We start from the raw sequence: 16,710 nt of genomic DNA on the forward strand, positions 1-16,710 counted from the left end.
GGCGGGTTTTTGAATCCTCATCGCATGGCCTCGAGGTCGCAGCGACATCTCGGCCTTGGAGCGGCGCGTTTCAGAAGGTTTTAGGCACGATTCAAAACCAACCGAAAAACGTAGGATGGGTAGAGCGCAGCGAAACCCATCCTCGCAGCTCAAACGCCCGATCCGGCTAGCGGTGCGGAAAAGATGGGTTTCGCTGCGCGCTGCCGGTACCGAAGCCGAGGCGTCGGAGCGGGGAGGATGGGTTTCGCTGCGCTCTCCGTGAGCGGGAATCGGGGCGTCGGAGCGGGGAGGATGGGTTTCGCCGCGCTCTACCCATCCTACGTCGGGTGTTTTTGAGGTGATTTTTGGGGTCATCTCGTTGCGACCTCTGGGTCGGCAGGCGTTCCCCCGGCTGCGCGAACTGCGGGGCCGCGGTGGCGACGGTTGGCGCAGATCCAGCTTTCCGCCAAAGCGGCCAAGGCATCCGGATTCGGCGGTGGATCGTCGGCGCGGGTCGCGCCGTAGACCAGGTCGGCGAGTGCCCGACCCGGCCCTTGACGAAAGCCCTCCCCGCCGCCGGTCGCATCCAGGAAGGCCAGCCAGGCATCCCCGGTGAGTCCGGCGACCTGCTCGCGCGGGAAGCGTGCGAGGGCGAGCCGGCGCAGCAGACGCGAGAGTGCGGCGACGAAGGCACGGGTGTCGCCGTCGGCCCGGACCGCGGCCCGCAGCTCGGCGAGCTCGCGCAGGGCCGAACGGGCGGCGGCACCCCGACGCCGATGCCGGCGCCAGCGCACGCCGGCCACCCACAGCAGAAGCGCCAGGAACAGGGCGGCGGAGATCCACCAACCGGGGCCGGCGGCCACCATTGGATGGGATCCGGCAGATGCCAGTCGCGCAGTTGCGCCAGCGGATCGGCGTTCATACGAAGCCCCCGGCGGCGGGCAAGCGCCCTCGCCCGCCGAGACCGAGCGCCAGGGCGGGACCGACCGGGGCATCGGCGGTCAGGCGCAGCAGGTGGGCGCGGTTGCGCCGCGCCAGCCGCTCGAGGGCCTCCATCCGACTGCGAAACAGGTCTTCGTACGCCTCGCGGCTCCCGGAGCGGGTCAGATCCAGCAGGCCGCGCCGGCGCCCGTCGGTCACGGGGTAGCGTCCGGATGGCGGCGCCTGGATCTCGATGCTGTCGTGCACCGGCAAGAGGATGACCTCGCAGCCGGCGGCCAGCTCGGTCATCCAGCGTGTCTGCGCGCGCAGGATGTCGGCGAAATCGCTGATCACGGCGACCAAGCTGCCGGGGCGGACCAGCCTGACGAGGTGTCCCGCGGCGTCCCCGAGCGAGGTGTAGCCGCCGGACTGGCCGGAGGACTCGGCGTCTGCGGAGAAGGCGGGCGACGGACTTGCCAGACGGTCGAGGAGCGGCAGGAGTCCCGCGGCACGCGAGGCCGGGCGGCGCTCCAGATGGCGGGTCTCGTCGAAGACCAGACCGCCGACCCGATCGCCGCGATCCACCGCGGCCCAGCCGAGCAGCGCGGCCGCACGCGCCGCGACGACGGACTTGAAGGCGATGCGGGTGCCGAAGCGCATGGACGGCCCCTGGTCGACCAGCAGCCAGACCGGACGCTCGCGCTCCTCGCGGAAGAGTTTGACGTGCGGACGACCGGCCCGGGCCGTGACACGCCAGTCCATGTTGCGCGGGTCGTCGCCGGGCTGATAGACGCGCGATTCGTCGAACTCCATGCCGCGCCCGCGAAAGCGCGCCACATGGCCGCCGGTGCGGGTCGCCAGGACCCGGCCGCGCGGCGCGAGATCGAGCCGCCGCGCCTGCTCGCGCAGCGCGATCAGCTCGGTCAGCTCGGGGAGGACGCCCTCGGCCCGCGCATGCGGCGTCTTCGCGTCCTTCGCCTTCGGGGGGTTCGATCGCATGGCGAGGACCGCCTAAGGCGCCGGGACGCGTGCGAGCAAGGCCTCGATGAAGTCGTCCGGCCGACGGCCTTCCGCCTCCATCTCGTAGGACAGGAGCACGCGATGACGCAGGACATCCGGGGCGAGCGACTGGATATCCTCGGGCGAGACGAAGCTGCGCCCGTTCAGCCAGGCCAGGGCGCGCGAGCAGCGGTCCAGGGCGATGGTCGCGCGCGGGCTCGCGCCGAAACGCAGCCACCCGGTCAGGTCCGGGGAGTAGGCCTCGGGCTTGCGGGTCGCCATCACCAGGTGGACCAGATAATCCTCGACCTCGGGGGCCATGTAGAGATCGAGAATCGCGTGCCGTGCGGCAAAGACGCTGGCCTGACTCAGGACGACGCCGGGGGCCGCCGCGCGATCCCGCCGGGCCTCCTCGCGATTGAGCCGCAGGATGGCACGCTCGGTCTGGATATCCGGATAGTCGACCCGGACATGCATCAGGAAGCGGTCGAGCTGGGCCTCGGGCAACGGATAGGTGCCTTCCTGCTCGATCGGGTTCTGGGTGGCCATCACCAGAAAAAGCCGCGGCAGCGGGTAGGTCTCGCGGCCGACCGTCACCTGACGCTCGCCCATCGCCTCCAGAAGGGCCGACTGCACCTTGGCCGGCGCACGGTTGACCTCGTCGGCGAGCAGCAGGTTGTGGAAGATCGGGCCGCGATCGAACCGAAAGGTCCCGTCTTGGGGGCGATAGACCTCGGTCCCGGTCAGGTCGGCCGGCAAGAGATCCGGGGTGAACTGGATGCGATGGAAATCGCCCTCGAGCCCGGCGGCAAGCTCCTTCACGGCCGTGGTCTTGGCCAGCCCGGGGGCGCCCTCGACCAACAGATGGCCGTCGGCGAGCAGCGCGATCAGCAGCCGATCGATCAGGCCGTGCTGACCGAGGATGGTCTCGCCGACCTGGCGCCGCAGTGCGGCGAATTCCGTCGCGAGTGAATCGGGCGAGGTGTCGGCAGCAGTGAAACCAGTGTTGGACGCGGCCGTCGTTGCGGCATCGCGTTGCGAGGCGGTGATCTGATCCAAGGTCGTCGCTTCCTTCATCGTGGTGTCGTCTCGGACGCCATCGGCCGATGCCGTCGTGCGTCTCTTATGTTGCGTGCGCTCCGGTAAGTGAACGCCATCAGCCGTAGGATGGGTAGAGCGACAGCGAAACCCATCCAGCCCGCGCCGAGGGCATCGGACCGAAACCCGGCAACTCGGCGGTTTGGAGGATGGGTTTCGCTGCGCTCTACCCATCCTACATTGATCAGTGTGTTCAGCTTGTCTCTGAATCGTGCCTCAGGGCATCCCGGCGTCGATCGAGAGCAGATCGCGCGGATGACGGCACTGAAAGTCGGGGCCTGCGGCGGCCAGACTCTCCAAGGGCGTGTAGCCCCACGCCACGGCGGCGAAGCGGACCCGCGCATCGCGCGCCGCCTCGAGATCGCGCAGCTCGTCGCCCACATAGATCAGGCGCCCGGGGGCGATGCCCTGGATGCGGGCCTGTCGGCGCAATGCCCCGGCCTTGCCGAAGAGGCCGGTTCCGCCGACCACGCTGGTCAGACCGGGCAGACGATGCCGTCGGACGTACTCGTGCACGCTTGCCCGCGCGTTCGACGACAGGATACCCAACCGATGCCCGCGTTGCAGCAGCGTCTCCAACACCTCGCCGATACCCTCGATCGGGGCCGTCTCCATCAGATCGGCACGCATGGCACGGCGCATCCGTGTCGCCAGTTGCGGCAGCTTGTACATGGGCACACCCAAGGCATGTACCACCTCGAGCGCGTGCATCCCCCTGAGCCGCTCCAGCCGCTCCCGACTCAACGGCGCGCACCCGAACTCCGGGCCGACGTGCCGGAAGGCCGTGAAGGCCACCTCGAGACTGTCGACAAGGGTGCCGTCGAAATCGAACAGGATATGAACCGACATCGGTCCCTCGTCAAACTGCGTCCCGCTAAACTGCGTCCCGCGGGGTATGCGCTGTTTTCCGGCAGGCTTACTTGCAGCTCAGTCTGAAACCATCGCAGAGGACGCAGTTTAAGATTGTATTTTTTATTCCTGAACCGCGTCTCGCCTTCGGCTTTGACCGCGATGAGGCCGAACAAAGCGACTCACGACGCCTGTCACTCCGGACGCGGTTCAGTAGCGGTTCAGCCCTTGAAGCCAACCTTCTTATGCGTCCCGTCGCAAAACGGCTTGTTCTGCGATGCCCCGCAGCGACACAGAAACGCCTTGTCGCCCTGCCAGGCGAGCCGACCGCTGCCGGCGCGGATGCTCAGGTTTCCGGTCAGGACCAGCGGGCCGTCGGGCCGCATCTCCACGCCGAGCTTGCCGCCCGTCGCGGTGAGCCCCGGCCCTTTCTTGCCCACGGCACCATAGTCCTCGAACTTGGCCTCGACATGACTGTTGTCGCAGAACGGTTTGTTCTTGGACGCCCCGCACCGACAGAGCGCCGCCCGGAAACGCACGCCGGGCATGTCTTCTGCGGCACCTTCGATCTGCAGGTCGCCGGTGAGATAGAGCGGACCGTTGCAGGCGACGGTCAGGGTGTTTTCCGCAGGCGCCGTCTCCGGGACGCCGGCCTTGTCGGTGTAGGTCAAGGCGCCGCTCGGACAGCGCTCGACGATCTCGCGGACCTCCGCCTTCGACACCTCGTCCGGCATGCACCAGGGCTGACGCTCGGCCACGAAGAGGTCGCCCTCGGCGTGACCGCATTCGCCGACATGGATGCAGAGACGCCCGTCGAACCGGACGTCGATCTCCTTCCCCGCGAAGTCCAGTTGTCGTTTCTTGCTCATGCGTGCCTCGATGGGATCGGCCGTGATCCGACCCGCGATGGCGCGGGGCGATCCGCCGACGTTTTGGGATTGATGGGTCCTCGGACCGGTACAACTCGACGGCCCCGGTGATTCGCAAGCGCACGGCGATTGCCGTTTTCGTGCTCGGTCTAGTGTGGGGGTCCGCAAAGGAACAGACAACGCCCGGCACGGCAACCGGCTGCGCACGGTTGCGACTCGACTCACGTGAACTTCGGACGCGGTCGCGGATCGGATCCGCGAAACGGCTTTCGGGTTATCATCCGGAAGGATCCGGTCCCGGCCTCCGCCGCTCAGCCGCCGATAGCCATCAACGATAGCCATCGCCGAGAGCGCCCGCGGGCAACGCCTCGGCCCGGATCCTTCGCATTCCACCCCCAATCGCGCGGATCCACCCCCGATGCCGAACCTGAACATGAAGCACCTGCGCTACTTTTGGGCCGTAGCGACGCACGGGTCCATCGCCCGCGCCTCGGAGGTATTGCACCTCACGCCCCAGACCATCAGCGGTCAGCTGCGCGAGCTCGAAGATCAAATCGGGGCCAAGCTGTTCGGCAAATCGGGACGCAATCTCGCCCTGACCGAAAGCGGACAGGTGGTGTTCTCCTATGCCGACGAGATCTTCAGGCTAACGGGCGAGCTGCAGGACGTGGTGTCGGGCCGCCCGCCGGCCTCCGGCATCACCTTCAGGGTCGGAATCGCCATGGTCGTGCCCAAGCTGCTCGCCTATCGCGTCTTGGCGCCCGTGCTGGCGCTCCCGGAGCCGGTGCGCCTGGTCTGTCACGAAGCACCCCTGACCGACCTCTTGGCCGATCTCTCGGTGCACAAGCTCGACCTGGTTCTCGCCGACAGCCCGGTGAATCCGGCGCTCAACATCCGCGCCTACAACCATGTTCTGGGCGAATCCGGGATCAGCTTCTTCGCGGTCCCCGAGCTCGCAGCACGCCATCGCGACGACTTTCCGCGTTCGCTCAACGGTGCACCGATGCTGATGCCGACGGCCTCGAGCTCACTCTATCGCGCACTCGAGCATTGGCTGGAGCGACACGACGTCAAGCCGCGCGTCGTCGCCGAGTTCGAAGATCGCGCGCTGATGAAGGTCTTCGGCGAGGCCGGGGCCGGCATCTTCACGACACCGACCGCGGTGGAGCAGGATATTCTCGCCAAGTACGGGGTCGCGCTGATCGCCCGGGTCGACGAGGTCAAAGAGCGCTATTACGCCATCTCCGCCGAGCGCCACATCAAGCACCCTGCGGTCTCGACGATCACGGAATCGGCACGGCACGACCTCTTCGGATTGCGGGGGTGACGTGCTCGGGACGGACTGACCGAATGCGTGGACTCAGGTCGACGAGCCCGGATGAAACCCCGGAGGTTCCGAGGTATCAAATCCGAGCGCAATGCTGCGATACTAGGCGCGGAGTCCGATTCCGGACGCAGTCCCCCCTCATCGATCGACACGAGGACGAGACCATGAACAAGAAAACCATCACGCCCGCCGCCGCCCTTGTCGGTGCCGCCATCGTCGGCAGCCTCGGCGCCTTCGGCATTGCCCAAGCCACGGACAACCCGTTCGCGGCTCAGCCGCTCGACTCAGGCTATACGCAGCTCGCCGGTGCCGACACCGAAGGCAAATGCGGAGAAGGTAAATGCGGCGGGGCCAAGGATGCGGAAGGCAAATGCGGCGAGGGCAAATGCGGCGCCGACAAGGGCACCGAAGGTAAGTGCGGCGAAGGCAAGTGCGGCGCCGACAAGGGCAAAGACGGCGCATCCGGCAGCGCCACCTAAGGCGAGCTCGGCGACAACCGAAAACCCTGCGCCCTACCCCCGTTCAAGGCGCCGGTCTCGGCCGACGGCGCTCTTTTTCGCGTTCCATCCCTTCGTCTGCCACGGGCTCTCGCTCTCGAACGGCGCCCCGACCCCGCTCGCCCTGCCCGGATGGGAAATCGTGTGTTGCAGCATCGCTCCGAGCGAGTAGTATCGGGCGCCCCGCAAGCTGCCGGGGAAGAACCCATCCTCGACAGGCTCGCGCTTCGTGCCGGCCCCGTCGGTACGCATGCCCCAACCACCCAATCAACCGGTACCCCGCCCTCATGGCCTCGAACTACGAAGACTTCTTTAACCTCGGCCGATTCGGCGTCGTCGGACACACCAAAGCCAAGCCCTTTCCGCTCCTCAGTTATCGACGGCTGAAGGCGATGGGCAAGACCGTCTATCCGATCGATCCCAGCACCATGCTCGTCGACCGTGATCCCGCGTATCCCACGCTCGCGTCCTTACCCCAACCCATCGATGGCCTCATCATCGAGGTGCCGAAGTCGGAGACCGTGGACTGGGTTGCCGCGGCCGCGGATGCGGGGATCGGCCATGTCTGGATCCACATGGCTCACGAGACCCCGGAAGCGACGGCACTCGCCGCGGAGAAAGGCATCAATCTGCGCACCGGGACCTGTGCGGTCATGTATCTGAATCCGGGACCTTCAGTCCACGGCATCCACAAGCTCGTCATGAAGCTGACCGGGAAGTACTGACCCCGGGGCTCACTCGGCGCGCACTTCGACGTCCTCGGTCCACCTCAGCGAAGGTGGTCCGGGCGGGATGTCCTCGAAGCTGTCGCCGTCTGCGGCGATGGTGAACTGCCGGCCTGAATCGGGTCCGCCGGTCTCGGGGTCGGGATTGAGATAGGCGATCCCGAGCCAGCCCGGAGCCAGGATCTTTGGACCCACAACGCCCCTATCCCGGGCCTCCTGGCTCAAGGCGTAGGAGCGTACGGTGATGCTGTCCCCCGGCGTCACCGGGGAGGCGGAGCGCAGCACCGAGATGACCTCCATGCGGTAAAGCACGTCGGAGTGCTCGCCCTGCGGCGTGGGCATCTGCGCTTCCAGCACCCGGACCTCGAGCTCCGCCGCAGCGGACTCTTTGAGCGCCTGCCCCGCCGGGGCGGTCCCCGACAGAACCAGGAGTACGCCAAGGGCGGCAACGGTCGCGATGCGAATCGAATGGACTTGGAACATAGCGATCTCCTCTGCAGTTGACGACGGCTACCGCAGCCTCGACCGGGCTGCGACGGCCCCTGCTCACAGTTTAGTCCAGGGTAGAAAAACCGACGCTTTCACTCTATGGAGACGGAAATCGAGATCAAGCGGTTCGAGAACCCCGACGACTTCGAAATTGCGCCAGGCCACGACGCCGATGTCGACGTATCGGCGGAAACGATGCGCGCGCCGATCACGAGCCGAGACCAGCATGAGCCGATTGGACACGAACGAAGACCCTTACCTGCGCGCCTTTCGCGGCAGCTTCACCTCCGCCTTGCGCTGGCATCAGCTCGACGATCTGTGGGCGCGGATCGACGCGCGCGCGGATGCGGGGTGGTTTCTCTACGCGGTCGGCGAACCGCCGCCCACTGCGGCGACCGATGCGGCCGGTGTGAGGGTCTTCGTCGCGGAGATCGACCGTCTGCTGCGTGCCGAGCATCGCGAGGATTTTTGCGGCATCGTCTATGCCGACGATCCGCGCGCACCGACCTTCGTCAAGATCTATGATCCGAACAATCTGGGCGTGGTGTGCGGTTTCAGCGACGCCCCTCCCCTGCCCGGCTGGGTCATGAGTTTGATTCCGCCGGTTGATCTGCCGAGCACGCGTCCCCCGCCGAAGAATCGGCGGCGCTGGTGGAATCGATTGTTCGGATAGACGGGGCACGGACTCGAATGGAACGCCGACCCGGCAGCGCACGTCGGCGATGGGATCTCCGGATGGAGGCACGAGGCAATGGATCCGAGTCAGGTGTTCTCGATGCGTGTGGACGATCGCGAGGCATCAAGCCCGGTCCTCGCGGCCTTGCGCGGTCACCCGCAATTCCGAATCCAGGTCGAGCGCCTCCCGGTCGGCGACTACCTGATCGACGACAGCCTGCTCTTCGAGCGCAAGACGCTGATGGATCTCGCGGCGTCGATCAAGGACGGGCGTCTCTTCGCGCAGGCCGAACGTCTGGCCAATGCCGGGCCGCGCGGTGCGCTGATCCTCGAAGGCACCGCGAAGGATCTGACCGAGAGCCGCATGCGGCGCGAGGCGATCCAGGGCGCTCTCGTGACCTTGACCTTGTTCTTCGGCCTGCCGCTGCTGCGCGCGCGTGATCCGGAGGAGTCTGCCCGGCTGATGCTCTACGCCGCGCGTCAGCAACGCTCCTTTGCACGGGGGGCAATGCCGCGACACGGCAAGCGGCCACGCGGCAAGACGCGTCTCCAGAGCCATATCCTGCAAGGGCTCCCCGGGATCGGACCGGAGCGGGCGAAACGACTGATCGAGCACTTCGGCAGTATCGAGGCCGTGATCGCGGCGGATGCCGAGGCATTGACCGCGGTGCCCGGCATCGGCGATGCGGTCGCCGAGTCGATCCGCTGGGCGGTCCGAGAGATCCCGGCGGGTATATACTCTTTGCCTTTTCCGAGTTGGAGCAAAACGATGGCGCAAGGCGCAATCAAGAAGGTGGTGTTGGCCTACTCCGGTGGCCTGGATACCTCGGTCATCCTCAAGTGGCTGCAGGAGGAGTATGGCTGCGAGGTCGTGACCTTCACGGCCGACATCGGCCAGGGCGAGGAGCTCGAGCCGGCGCGCGCCAAGGCCACTGCAGCGGGCGTGAAGGAGATCTATATCGACGATCTGCGCGAGGAGTTCGTGCGCGATTTCGTCTTCCCCATGTTCCGCGCCAACGCCATCTACGAGGGCGAGTATCTGCTCGGCACCTCGATCGCGCGTCCCTTGATCGGCAAGCGTCTGATCGAAATCGCCGCCGAGACCGGTGCCGACGCCATCTCGCACGGCGCCACCGGCAAGGGCAACGACCAGGTCCGCTTCGAGCTGACCGCCTATGCGCTGAACCCGGACATCAAGATCATCGCACCCTGGCGCGAGTGGGATCTGCTCTCGCGCGAGAAGCTGATGGACTATGCGGCGAGCCGCGGGATCGCGGTCGAGATGAAACGCGACGGCACCAAGTCGCCCTACTCGATGGACGCCAACCTGCTGCACATCTCCTATGAAGGCTACGACCTGGAGGATCCCTGGGTCGAGCCGGGTGCGGACATGTGGCGCTGGAGCGTCGCGCCGGAGGATGCACCGGATCAGGCGACCCTGATCGAGCTGATGTTCGAGCGCGGCGATTGTGTCGGCATCGACGGTCAGCGGATGTCCCCGGCCGAGGTCCTCGCGGAGCTGAACCGCATCGGCGGGGCCAACGGCATCGGACGCAGCGATATCGTCGAGAACCGCTATGTCGGCATGAAGTCGCGCGGCTGCTACGAGACACCCGGCGGCACCATCCTGCTCAAGGCCCATCGCGCCATGGAATCCTTGACGCTCGACCGCGAGGCAGCGCACCTCAAAGACGAGCTGATGCCGCGCTATGCAAGCCTCGTCTACAACGGCTATTGGTTCGCGCCCGAGCGGCTGATGCTTCAGGCCGCGATCGACGCGACCCAAGATGTCGTCAACGGTGTCGTGCGCCTGCGGCTCTACAAGGGCAACGTGATGGTGGTCGGGCGCAAGTCCGAAACCAACAGCCTGTTCGACGCCTCGATCGCGACCTTCGAAGAGGATGCCGGGGCCTACGATCAGAAGGACGCAACCGGGTTTATTCGGTTGAATGCGTTGCGGTTGCGGGTGGCCGGGCGCAAACGTCGCTAAACGGCCACTCAACCGCGTCCGAGGCGACCTGCTTGGCCGGGGACAATCCCAATCCTCGCAGGGAAATACGAGTGGTCTTCCATCGGCAAGCAGTTGCGCGAGAAGGGACTGGTGCATTGAGCGAAACCAATCACCCACAGACCGGAGAACCTCATGAACTGGCAGGACCGACTCAGCGCCGACGCCAATATCTGTCACGGAAAGGTGTGCGTCAAAGGCACGCGCGTCATGGTGTCCGTGATCCTCGATAATCTGGCGGAGGGTGAAACGCACCAGGCGATTCGAGAGGGGTATCGAGTCGAGGAGGAAGATATTCAGGCGGCGCTGCAATATGCCGCGGCACTGGCGAGCGACCGGATCGTCGCCCTGTCCCGGGAAGCGGCCTGATGCGCTTCAAGGTGGATGAGAACCTCCATCCCGAGGTCGCGGCGCGACTGTGTGCGGAGGGCCATGACGCGATGACGGTCTTCGAGCAGGGTTTGCGTGGCCATCCCGACGACGAGATAGCTGTCGTCTGTCAAGCCGAGCAACGAGTGATCCTGACGCTCGACCTGGATTTCAGCAACATCAGACGCTATCCGCCGCAGGATTATGCCGGGATCATCGTTCTGCGGCCAGGGAGCAAGTGCCGCGCTTCGGTCATGCGCGCGCTGACTCAATTCATGCCGCTCCTCTCAACGGTTCCATTGATCGGGCACCTCTGGATCGTCGAGGAGCAGCGCGTTCGTATTCGGAATGGAAGTGCTTAACAGACGATCGCGACCATGCCAACCGTCACCCTTCAGGAAGCGCGGGCCAACTTGCCCGATCTTCTCCATCGTCTGACGCCAGGTGAAAGGGAATACACGCAATGACAGATATCCTGCTCGATACCCATTTCTCCCTGTGGTTCGTATGGGACTCCGATCCCATGACGGCGGCGGTCAAGGCGCTTGGGATGACCTAAGGGTATAGACTTTAGCGGGGCTCGATGCGCAGCAAAGACCCCTCTCCCGAGTCGATCAGCACATAAAGAAAACCGTCCGGCCCTTGCCGGACATCTCTCACGCGATTGCCGATGGTGAGCTTTTCCTCGTCGACGACCCTCGCGCCGTCCAGGACGATACGCCTTACCTGCCCAAACACCAGCGCGCCGCTGAAGAGGTTGCCTTGCCAGCCGGGGTAGCGATCACCGGTATAGAAGGCGAGACCGCTCGGCGCCTTGGAGGGTGTCCAGTTGATCAGCGGGTCGACCACCCCGGGGCGACTGGTCTCGTCGGAGACGCGCGGTCCGTGATATTCCATGCTGTAGGTGACCTCGGGCCAGCCGTAGTTCTTGCCCGGCTCGATCAGGTTGAGCTCGTCCCCGCCGCGGGAACCGTGCTCGTTGGCCCAGATGCGTCCGCTCGCGGGATCGATGGCCAAGCCTTGGATGTTGCGGTGGCCGTAGCTGTAGATCTCGGGACGCGCGCCTTTTCGATCGACAAAGGGGTTGTCCGGATGCGGACGCCCGTCTTCCGTCAGTCTCAGGACCTTGCCGAAATGGGTCTCCAGCCGCTGGGCCTGGTCACGGATGTTGCCGCCGGCAAAGGAGGCCGGCGGGTTTCCGCCGTCGCCGATGCTCATCAGCAGACTCTTATCCGGCAGCCACAGCAGGCGCGAGCCGAAATGTTGTCCGCCGCTCTTGACGTCGGCGTTCTCGAAGATGACCTCGACGTCTTGAAGCCGGTCGCCGTCGAGTCGTCCGCGTGCGAGTGCGGTCCGATTGGCCTTCGGGGTTCCGGTCGCGAAGGTGAGATAGACGAGTCGGTTGCGCTCGAAATCCGGGTGAAGGGCGACATCCATCAGACCGCCTTGACCGTGGGACAAGACGGAAGGCAGACCGGAGACGGGTTTGCGCACCAAGGCACCGTCGCGCAGGATGCGCAGACGTCCCGGGCGCTCGGTGATCAGCGCCGATCCGTCCGGGAGCCAGGCGATGGACCAGGGATGCTCCAGGCCATCCGTCACGATCTCGCTGCTCCATCCCTTCGCCTCGGGCACGTCTGCGGTGGGTTCGACAGGACCTTCGACCGGTGCGCAGTGGACGAGCGGGAGCCAAAGTACACCGAAAAGAGCGAGTGCGATCGGACGGATCATGGGGTCGCCTCCTCGGTAGTCTCGGTCGGGTTTGTCGCTGTCCGGTCGGGCAGCTCGGACGGCGCCTCGCCGCGCGCCTTCATGGTCTCGAAGGGATCCGGTGCCGTGCGCCTGTATCCGGCCGCGCCGATTTTTTCCAGATAATCGAACCAAAACGGCTGCCAGGCCCGCCCCAGTTTGTAGAGGTAGTCCCAGTCATAGAGGCCGGATTTGTGGCCGTCGTCGAAGAAGATCTTCACCGCATAACTGCCGACCTGCTGCAGGTCGGTGATGTTGACCTCCTCCTTCTTGACCTGGAGCTTCGCGGTGCTCGGCGAGTGGCCGCGGACCTCCGCAGACGGCGAATAGACCCGCAGGTACTCGCACGGCAGTTTGAAGCGTGCCCCGTCGTCGAAGGTCACCTCCAGGATGCGTGATTTTTGATGCAGGCTGATATCGGTCGGTCGAGCGCGTTGATCCATGATCCACTCCTCGGACACTGGCGATGATTCAGGGTGTTAAACCGCGTCCAGTGCGAGATGCTAACTTTCGAGTGAGCTCGAAGTTTGGTGAAGCCACGCCCCTTAGCGGGGGACGCGGTTTAAAATTTTATATTTTTTAATACTTTAAACCGCGCCGGCTCCAGCGGTTCTGAAATCCGCCGGGGCCGATCCCATCCAAAAACATCGCATACCGCACTGGGCGCGGTTTAAGCCGCAGCCCCGAGCGCGACGGCGCGGCCGTGCCGCGCGGCCAGCGCAGCGTTGTCGGCGGCGACCTGCGTCACCTCCGGCCAGCCGGCCGCGTGCCGTTCAACCAGGCCTGCCAGCATCTCGATGTGCGAGGCCGCGTCGTTGAGGCAATGGATGTAGCTGAACTCCTTGCCCCCGGCGCCGAGGAAATAGCCACGGTTCTCTTCGTCGATCTCCTCGATGGTTTCCAGGCAATCGGCCGAGAATCCGGGCGATAGGACCTGGACCGATCGCACGCCTTCGGCACCCCATGCCTTCAAGGTCTCGTCCGTGTAGGGCTTGAGCCACTCTTTGAAGCCGACGCGGGACTGGAAGGTCAATGCCCAGCGATCCGACGGCAGACCGAGACGATCGGTCACCAGTCGCGCGGTCTTCTGGCAGTGACAGAAATAAGGGTCGCCATTCTCGAAATAATCCTTGGGAATCCCATGGAAAGAAAACAGCAAACGCTCGGGCTCGCCCTGTTCGGCCCAGTGGTTGCGGATGCTCTCGGCCACCGCGTCGATGTAGGCCGGCTCGTCATGGTACTGGTTGATGAAGCGCAGCTCGGGAAGCCAACGCCAACGCTGCAGCTCGCGCGTAACGGCGTCGAACACGGAGGCGGTGGTCGATCCGGAATACTGCGGATAGAGCGGAAAGACCAAGACCCGGCGCGCGTTGGCTTGGCGCAGCTCGGCCAGGGCCGCAGGGATGGACGGGTTGCCGTAGCGCATCCCCAGCGCGACCTTGACCGGTCCGACGAATCGCTCGCTCAGACGGGTCTGGACGGCTGCGGCCTGCCGCCGGGCGATGCTCAGGAGCGGCGAGCCGTCCTCCGCCCAGACCGCCCGGTACGCCTTTGCCGAGCGGGCCGGACGCACGCGCAGGATGACGGCGTGCAGGATCGGGAGCCAGAGCGCGCGCGGCAGCTCCACGACGCGCGGGTCGGCCAGGAACTCGGCCAGATAGCGGCGCACGGCCGGCACGCTCGGCGCATCCGGGGTGCCGAGGTTGGCGAGCAGGACCCCGAGGCATTCCGGGGTATCGTGGCGAAAATCAGGGGTACTTACGAACGTCATGACTCCGTCTCGGCCGAGAGTCGCGCGTAGAGCGCGTGATAACGCGCCGGATCCAGGGTCCCGAACAAGGGGTCGTCCTGAGTCGGCGCCTGCGCCTCGATCTGTGCCCAATCCTCTTCGGACAAACGTTCGAGCGCAATCGGGAATGCCTCCTCGTCCTCGAGCCGCTTGTGGGCCCGCAGTGTCCCGATCAGCTCGCGCCCGTGCGCCTCGACGTCTTCGCGCAGCAAGACCTCCTCATGAAGGATCCCGTCGAGCGACTCGCGAAAGCGTTTGCTCAGCTGCCCGAGCGCCTTGTGCTGACGCATCAGGACGTCGAAGACATCATGGCGTTCGGTGCCTTTCTCCAAAACGCGCTCGAAGATGATGTCCTCGGTCGGGTGATGGACGATGTCGGAGTAGTTGTCCATGTACTCGAGCATCTCGGCCATCAGCTCGTAATCGGGCTCCGCGCCCTCGTGAAACCGGTTCAGCAGGTCTTCGAACAGATCGAGCAGCTTTGTGAGACGGACGTGGTCCTCGGCGAGTCGAGTCATTACCGGGTACATGGGCCTTCTCCTCGTAACAGCGGTCGACGTGACGGCAGTATGCCATCATCCTCATCGTTTATGCCGAGCAGACGCGGATTTTTCGCCGCGTTGCACACCCCGCGCACGACGCCGCGCGAGCCAACGCCAGACCAGGCCGCCGGGGGCTGCGTTCCCGGTCAGGACATAGTCGAGCACGTTCAGGTTTCGCAGCGTCCAGGTCAGGCTGCGACTCGCATCGGCGCGCCCGCACAAGAGCAGCCGATCACCGCTGCACACCCGTACATCCGGGGCGGGGAGCAGCTCGCGCTCTTCGGTGCCCAGACGCAGTAGGACGATCAGCGGCAAGTCCCGATCGCGATCGCGTGGATCGCGCGTGAGCTCGGCGATGGTCACCGGAATTCCGCGTCGATCCAGGGCGCACAGGGCCGGTGCCTCGATCTCGTCGATCGAGATCTCCCAGACATGCGGCGGATGATCGTCGACGAGTGCGACGACTCGACTCACCAGCGCGCACGCCCAGTCGTCGTCCTGATACCGCGCCAGCATGGTGAGCTCGGCCAACAAAGGCGTGCCGAGCCGCACCCGGATACGATCGGCGATGATGTTGCTCGGCATCATGACGACCTGCGCACCGACGCGCTCGAACAAGATCTTGTTGTGGTGACGATTCTGACGGGCCACAACGAACAGGGATGGGTTCAGCATCAAGGCGGTCATGATGATCGAGAGGTTGTCCGCATCCTCGTCCGTGCCGGCTACCAAGCCGACAGCATCGCCGATCCCCGCCTGCTCCAGCGTCACCGCCTCGGTACCGCGCCCGTGCACGACGCCCTCCTTGGGGAGGCCGGTCTTGTGCGGAAGCGCTTCGATGACGGTGAGATCCAGACCCTGCTCTTTCAGGTGGCGGTACATCGCCTTGCCGAAACGCCCGAAGCCGCAGAGGATCCAACGCCCTTCGGTCGGCGGGAAGATCGGGGCGTCGAGCGCTTGGTCCTCGTAGCCGGCCAGCCACTTGCTCAGCAGGGCCAGACAGGGGGACTGAATGGCGATGGCCATGTCCAGGGCAAAGGTATCGAAAGGGTCGTAGATGTGATCCGTTCCGAACGAGGCCATGTTGGCCTCGACTTCGTGCGAATCGGCCCGACAGATGACGGTGATCTCGGGATGCAGCAGCTTGGCCGCGATGGCGATCTTGAGATTGGTCTCGTTGACGTTGGTGAGCGCCACCACGCCTTTGCAGAGCGGATGTCGAAGACCTGCATCCTCGAGGCTGGACGGCTGCCGGGCATCGGCACACAACGAGGGGACGTATTCGCGCAGGTTGTCGAGCTTGAGCAGGTTCACCCGCTGCGGATCGATGTCGATCGCCACGGCACGCCGGTGTCGATCGGTGAGGCTGCGCACCAAGGCGGTTCCGGTTTGACCATAGCCGCAGACCAGATAGAAGGGCTCGCGCAGCCGCCGGACCCGACGGCGAAAGCGGCTCTCCAGGATGGCTCGCTGAAACGTCGTATCCTGCAGCAGCGTGATCAGTGTTCCGATGGCATAGAGCCAGACCGCCACCGTGGCGAACACGCTGAAGGAGACCCAAATGCGCTGCGCATCGGTGAAGGCGTTCGGCAGCTCGCCGAACCCGATGGTGGTCGACATGTAGCTGACGAAGTAAAAGGCATGGAAGAGGCTCATCGGAACCGGGTTGCCGGCCGCATCCTGCGCGGGGATCAGCGCCATGCCAGCCATCGCCACGGCATAGGTCCCGATCAAGACCAACAGCGGCGTGCGCATCCGCCGCATGATGAGATAGACGACGTTGTCCATAATTAAACCGCGCCCGGCGCAGTATGCGATGTTTTTG

At 65.2% G+C, this 16,710-nt stretch carries 18 protein-coding genes and 1 pseudogene; 8 read left to right on the forward strand and 11 right to left on the reverse strand.

Features of this window, described 5'->3' with window-relative positions:
• Nucleotides 1-350: 350 nt before the first annotated feature.
• The 5 genes from KFB96_RS11870 to KFB96_RS11890 all read right to left on the reverse strand — a co-directional run bounded on the left by KFB96_RS11870 (nucleotide 351) and on the right by KFB96_RS11890 (nucleotide 4,715).
• Complete coding sequence (locus KFB96_RS11870) at nucleotides 351-845, reverse strand: DUF4381 domain-containing protein (RefSeq protein ID WP_300971618.1); 495 nt, start codon at nucleotides 843-845, stop codon at nucleotides 351-353.
• A gap of 52 nt (nucleotides 846-897) precedes the next feature.
• A complete protein-coding gene (locus KFB96_RS11875) occupies nucleotides 898-1,899 on the reverse strand; it encodes a DUF58 domain-containing protein (protein WP_213461583.1) in 1,002 nt (333 codons plus the stop codon).
• Nucleotides 1,900-1,911: 12 nt separating this feature from the next.
• Nucleotides 1,912-2,976 carry a MoxR family ATPase gene (locus KFB96_RS11880; protein WP_300971619.1) on the reverse strand — a complete coding sequence of 355 codons (1,065 nt, stop codon included), beginning with the start codon at nucleotides 2,974-2,976 and terminating at the stop codon, nucleotides 1,912-1,914.
• 237 nt (nucleotides 2,977-3,213) lie between these two features.
• Nucleotides 3,214-3,846 (reverse strand): HAD hydrolase-like protein, encoded by a 633-nt coding sequence (locus tag KFB96_RS11885; RefSeq protein ID WP_213461585.1) that lies wholly within the window; start codon nucleotides 3,844-3,846, stop codon nucleotides 3,214-3,216.
• Between the two features lie 221 nt (nucleotides 3,847-4,067).
• The gene (locus KFB96_RS11890) at nucleotides 4,068-4,715 is read right to left on the reverse strand and encodes a CDGSH iron-sulfur domain-containing protein (RefSeq protein WP_213461586.1); all 648 of its coding nucleotides are present in this window, start codon (nucleotides 4,713-4,715) and stop codon (nucleotides 4,068-4,070) included.
• Nucleotides 4,716-5,133: 418 nt separating this feature from the next.
• Between KFB96_RS11890 and nhaR the strand changes: the two genes are divergently transcribed.
• The 3 genes from nhaR (at nucleotide 5,134) to KFB96_RS11905 (ending at nucleotide 7,264) form a co-directional block, all read left to right on the forward strand.
• The gene (gene nhaR, locus KFB96_RS11895) at nucleotides 5,134-6,042 is read left to right on the forward strand and encodes a transcriptional activator NhaR (RefSeq protein WP_213461587.1); all 909 of its coding nucleotides are present in this window, start codon (nucleotides 5,134-5,136) and stop codon (nucleotides 6,040-6,042) included.
• A gap of 164 nt (nucleotides 6,043-6,206) precedes the next feature.
• Nucleotides 6,207-6,521: a low-complexity protein gene (locus KFB96_RS11900; protein WP_213461588.1), complete on the forward strand. Its 315-nt coding sequence runs from the start codon at nucleotides 6,207-6,209 to the stop codon at nucleotides 6,519-6,521.
• Nucleotides 6,522-6,826: 305 nt separating this feature from the next.
• On the forward strand, nucleotides 6,827-7,264 hold the full coding sequence (locus tag KFB96_RS11905) for a CoA-binding protein (protein WP_213461589.1): 438 nt from the start codon (nucleotides 6,827-6,829) through the stop codon (nucleotides 7,262-7,264).
• A 9-nt stretch (nucleotides 7,265-7,273) separates the two neighbouring features.
• On the opposite strand, the gene KFB96_RS11910 is transcribed toward KFB96_RS11905, so the two are convergent.
• Nucleotides 7,274-7,747 (reverse strand): hypothetical protein, encoded by a 474-nt coding sequence (locus KFB96_RS11910; RefSeq protein WP_213461590.1) that lies wholly within the window; start codon nucleotides 7,745-7,747, stop codon nucleotides 7,274-7,276.
• A gap of 232 nt (nucleotides 7,748-7,979) precedes the next feature.
• Between KFB96_RS11910 and KFB96_RS11915 the strand changes: the two genes are divergently transcribed.
• The 5 genes and pseudogenes from KFB96_RS11915 to KFB96_RS11935 all read left to right on the forward strand — a co-directional run bounded on the left by KFB96_RS11915 (nucleotide 7,980) and on the right by KFB96_RS11935 (nucleotide 11,167).
• The gene (locus KFB96_RS11915) at nucleotides 7,980-8,426 is read left to right on the forward strand and encodes a hypothetical protein (RefSeq protein ID WP_213461592.1); all 447 of its coding nucleotides are present in this window, start codon (nucleotides 7,980-7,982) and stop codon (nucleotides 8,424-8,426) included.
• 102 nt (nucleotides 8,427-8,528) lie between these two features.
• Nucleotides 8,529-9,134, forward strand: a pseudogene (locus KFB96_RS11920) (ERCC4 domain-containing protein); the annotation flags it as partial.
• Nucleotides 9,135-9,197: 63 nt separating this feature from the next.
• Nucleotides 9,198-10,418: an argininosuccinate synthase gene (locus tag KFB96_RS11925; protein WP_213461638.1), complete on the forward strand. Its 1,221-nt coding sequence runs from the start codon at nucleotides 9,198-9,200 to the stop codon at nucleotides 10,416-10,418.
• A 153-nt stretch (nucleotides 10,419-10,571) separates the two neighbouring features.
• Nucleotides 10,572-10,805 (forward strand): DUF433 domain-containing protein, encoded by a 234-nt coding sequence (locus tag KFB96_RS11930; RefSeq protein ID WP_213461593.1) that lies wholly within the window; start codon nucleotides 10,572-10,574, stop codon nucleotides 10,803-10,805.
• Nucleotides 10,805-11,167 (forward strand): DUF5615 family PIN-like protein, encoded by a 363-nt coding sequence (locus tag KFB96_RS11935; RefSeq protein ID WP_213461594.1) that lies wholly within the window; start codon nucleotides 10,805-10,807, stop codon nucleotides 11,165-11,167. The genes KFB96_RS11930 and KFB96_RS11935 overlap by 1 nt, the downstream gene beginning before the upstream one ends.
• 208 nt (nucleotides 11,168-11,375) lie before the next feature.
• On the opposite strand, the gene KFB96_RS11940 is transcribed toward KFB96_RS11935, so the two are convergent.
• From KFB96_RS11940 to KFB96_RS11960, 5 genes are all read right to left on the reverse strand, one after another.
• The gene (locus KFB96_RS11940; RefSeq protein WP_213461595.1) at nucleotides 11,376-12,536 is read right to left on the reverse strand and encodes a PQQ-dependent sugar dehydrogenase; all 1,161 of its coding nucleotides are present in this window, start codon (nucleotides 12,534-12,536) and stop codon (nucleotides 11,376-11,378) included.
• A complete protein-coding gene (locus tag KFB96_RS11945) occupies nucleotides 12,533-12,997 on the reverse strand; it encodes a DUF971 domain-containing protein (RefSeq protein ID WP_213461596.1) in 465 nt (154 codons plus the stop codon). The genes KFB96_RS11940 and KFB96_RS11945 overlap by 4 nt, the downstream gene beginning before the upstream one ends.
• Nucleotides 12,998-13,224: 227 nt before the next feature.
• Nucleotides 13,225-14,325, reverse strand: a complete 1,101-nt coding sequence (hemH, locus tag KFB96_RS11950; protein WP_213461597.1) for a ferrochelatase — start codon at nucleotides 14,323-14,325, stop codon at nucleotides 13,225-13,227.
• Complete coding sequence (locus KFB96_RS11955) at nucleotides 14,322-14,873, reverse strand: hemerythrin domain-containing protein (RefSeq protein WP_213461598.1); 552 nt, start codon at nucleotides 14,871-14,873, stop codon at nucleotides 14,322-14,324. The genes hemH and KFB96_RS11955 overlap by 4 nt, the downstream gene beginning before the upstream one ends.
• 51 nt (nucleotides 14,874-14,924) lie before the next feature.
• Complete coding sequence (locus KFB96_RS11960) at nucleotides 14,925-16,673, reverse strand: TrkA family potassium uptake protein (protein WP_213461599.1); 1,749 nt, start codon at nucleotides 16,671-16,673, stop codon at nucleotides 14,925-14,927.
• Nucleotides 16,674-16,710: the final 37 nt, after the last annotated feature.

Origin of the sequence: Thiocapsa sp. (assembly GCF_018399035.1) — a bacterium.
Lineage (GTDB): Bacteria > Pseudomonadota > Gammaproteobacteria > Chromatiales > Chromatiaceae > Thiocapsa.

Excerpts from the sequence above, each read along its gene's own strand:
- KFB96_RS11885 (WP_213461585.1), bottom strand. The coding sequence starts at position 3,846 with ATGTCGGTTCATATCCTGTTCGATTTCGACGGCACCCTTGTCGACAGT.
- KFB96_RS11880 (WP_300971619.1), bottom strand. The coding sequence starts at position 2,976 with ATGAAGGAAGCGACGACCTTGGATCAGATCACCGCCTCGCAACGCGAT.
- KFB96_RS11900 (WP_213461588.1), top strand. The coding sequence starts at position 6,207 with ATGAACAAGAAAACCATCACGCCCGCCGCCGCCCTTGTCGGTGCCGCC.
- KFB96_RS11910 (WP_213461590.1), bottom strand. The coding sequence starts at position 7,747 with ATGTTCCAAGTCCATTCGATTCGCATCGCGACCGTTGCCGCCCTTGGC.
- KFB96_RS11925 (WP_213461638.1), top strand. The coding sequence starts at position 9,198 with ATGGCGCAAGGCGCAATCAAGAAGGTGGTGTTGGCCTACTCCGGTGGC.
- KFB96_RS11870 (WP_300971618.1), bottom strand. The coding sequence starts at position 845 with ATGGTGGCCGCCGGCCCCGGTTGGTGGATCTCCGCCGCCCTGTTCCTG.
- KFB96_RS11935 (WP_213461594.1), top strand. The coding sequence starts at position 10,805 with ATGCGCTTCAAGGTGGATGAGAACCTCCATCCCGAGGTCGCGGCGCGA.
- KFB96_RS11915 (WP_213461592.1), top strand. The coding sequence starts at position 7,980 with ATGAGCCGATTGGACACGAACGAAGACCCTTACCTGCGCGCCTTTCGC.
- KFB96_RS11960 (WP_213461599.1), bottom strand. The coding sequence starts at position 16,673 with ATGGACAACGTCGTCTATCTCATCATGCGGCGGATGCGCACGCCGCTG.
- KFB96_RS11955 (WP_213461598.1), bottom strand. The coding sequence starts at position 14,873 with ATGTACCCGGTAATGACTCGACTCGCCGAGGACCACGTCCGTCTCACA.
- KFB96_RS11940 (WP_213461595.1), bottom strand. The coding sequence starts at position 12,536 with ATGATCCGTCCGATCGCACTCGCTCTTTTCGGTGTACTTTGGCTCCCG.
- KFB96_RS11875 (WP_213461583.1), bottom strand. The coding sequence starts at position 1,899 with ATGCGATCGAACCCCCCGAAGGCGAAGGACGCGAAGACGCCGCATGCG.
- KFB96_RS11905 (WP_213461589.1), top strand. The coding sequence starts at position 6,827 with ATGGCCTCGAACTACGAAGACTTCTTTAACCTCGGCCGATTCGGCGTC.
- KFB96_RS11945 (WP_213461596.1), bottom strand. The coding sequence starts at position 12,997 with ATGGATCAACGCGCTCGACCGACCGATATCAGCCTGCATCAAAAATCA.
- KFB96_RS11930 (WP_213461593.1), top strand. The coding sequence starts at position 10,572 with ATGAACTGGCAGGACCGACTCAGCGCCGACGCCAATATCTGTCACGGA.
- hemH (WP_213461597.1), bottom strand. The coding sequence starts at position 14,325 with ATGACGTTCGTAAGTACCCCTGATTTTCGCCACGATACCCCGGAATGC.
- nhaR (WP_213461587.1), top strand. The coding sequence starts at position 5,134 with ATGCCGAACCTGAACATGAAGCACCTGCGCTACTTTTGGGCCGTAGCG.
- KFB96_RS11890 (WP_213461586.1), bottom strand. The coding sequence starts at position 4,715 with ATGAGCAAGAAACGACAACTGGACTTCGCGGGGAAGGAGATCGACGTC.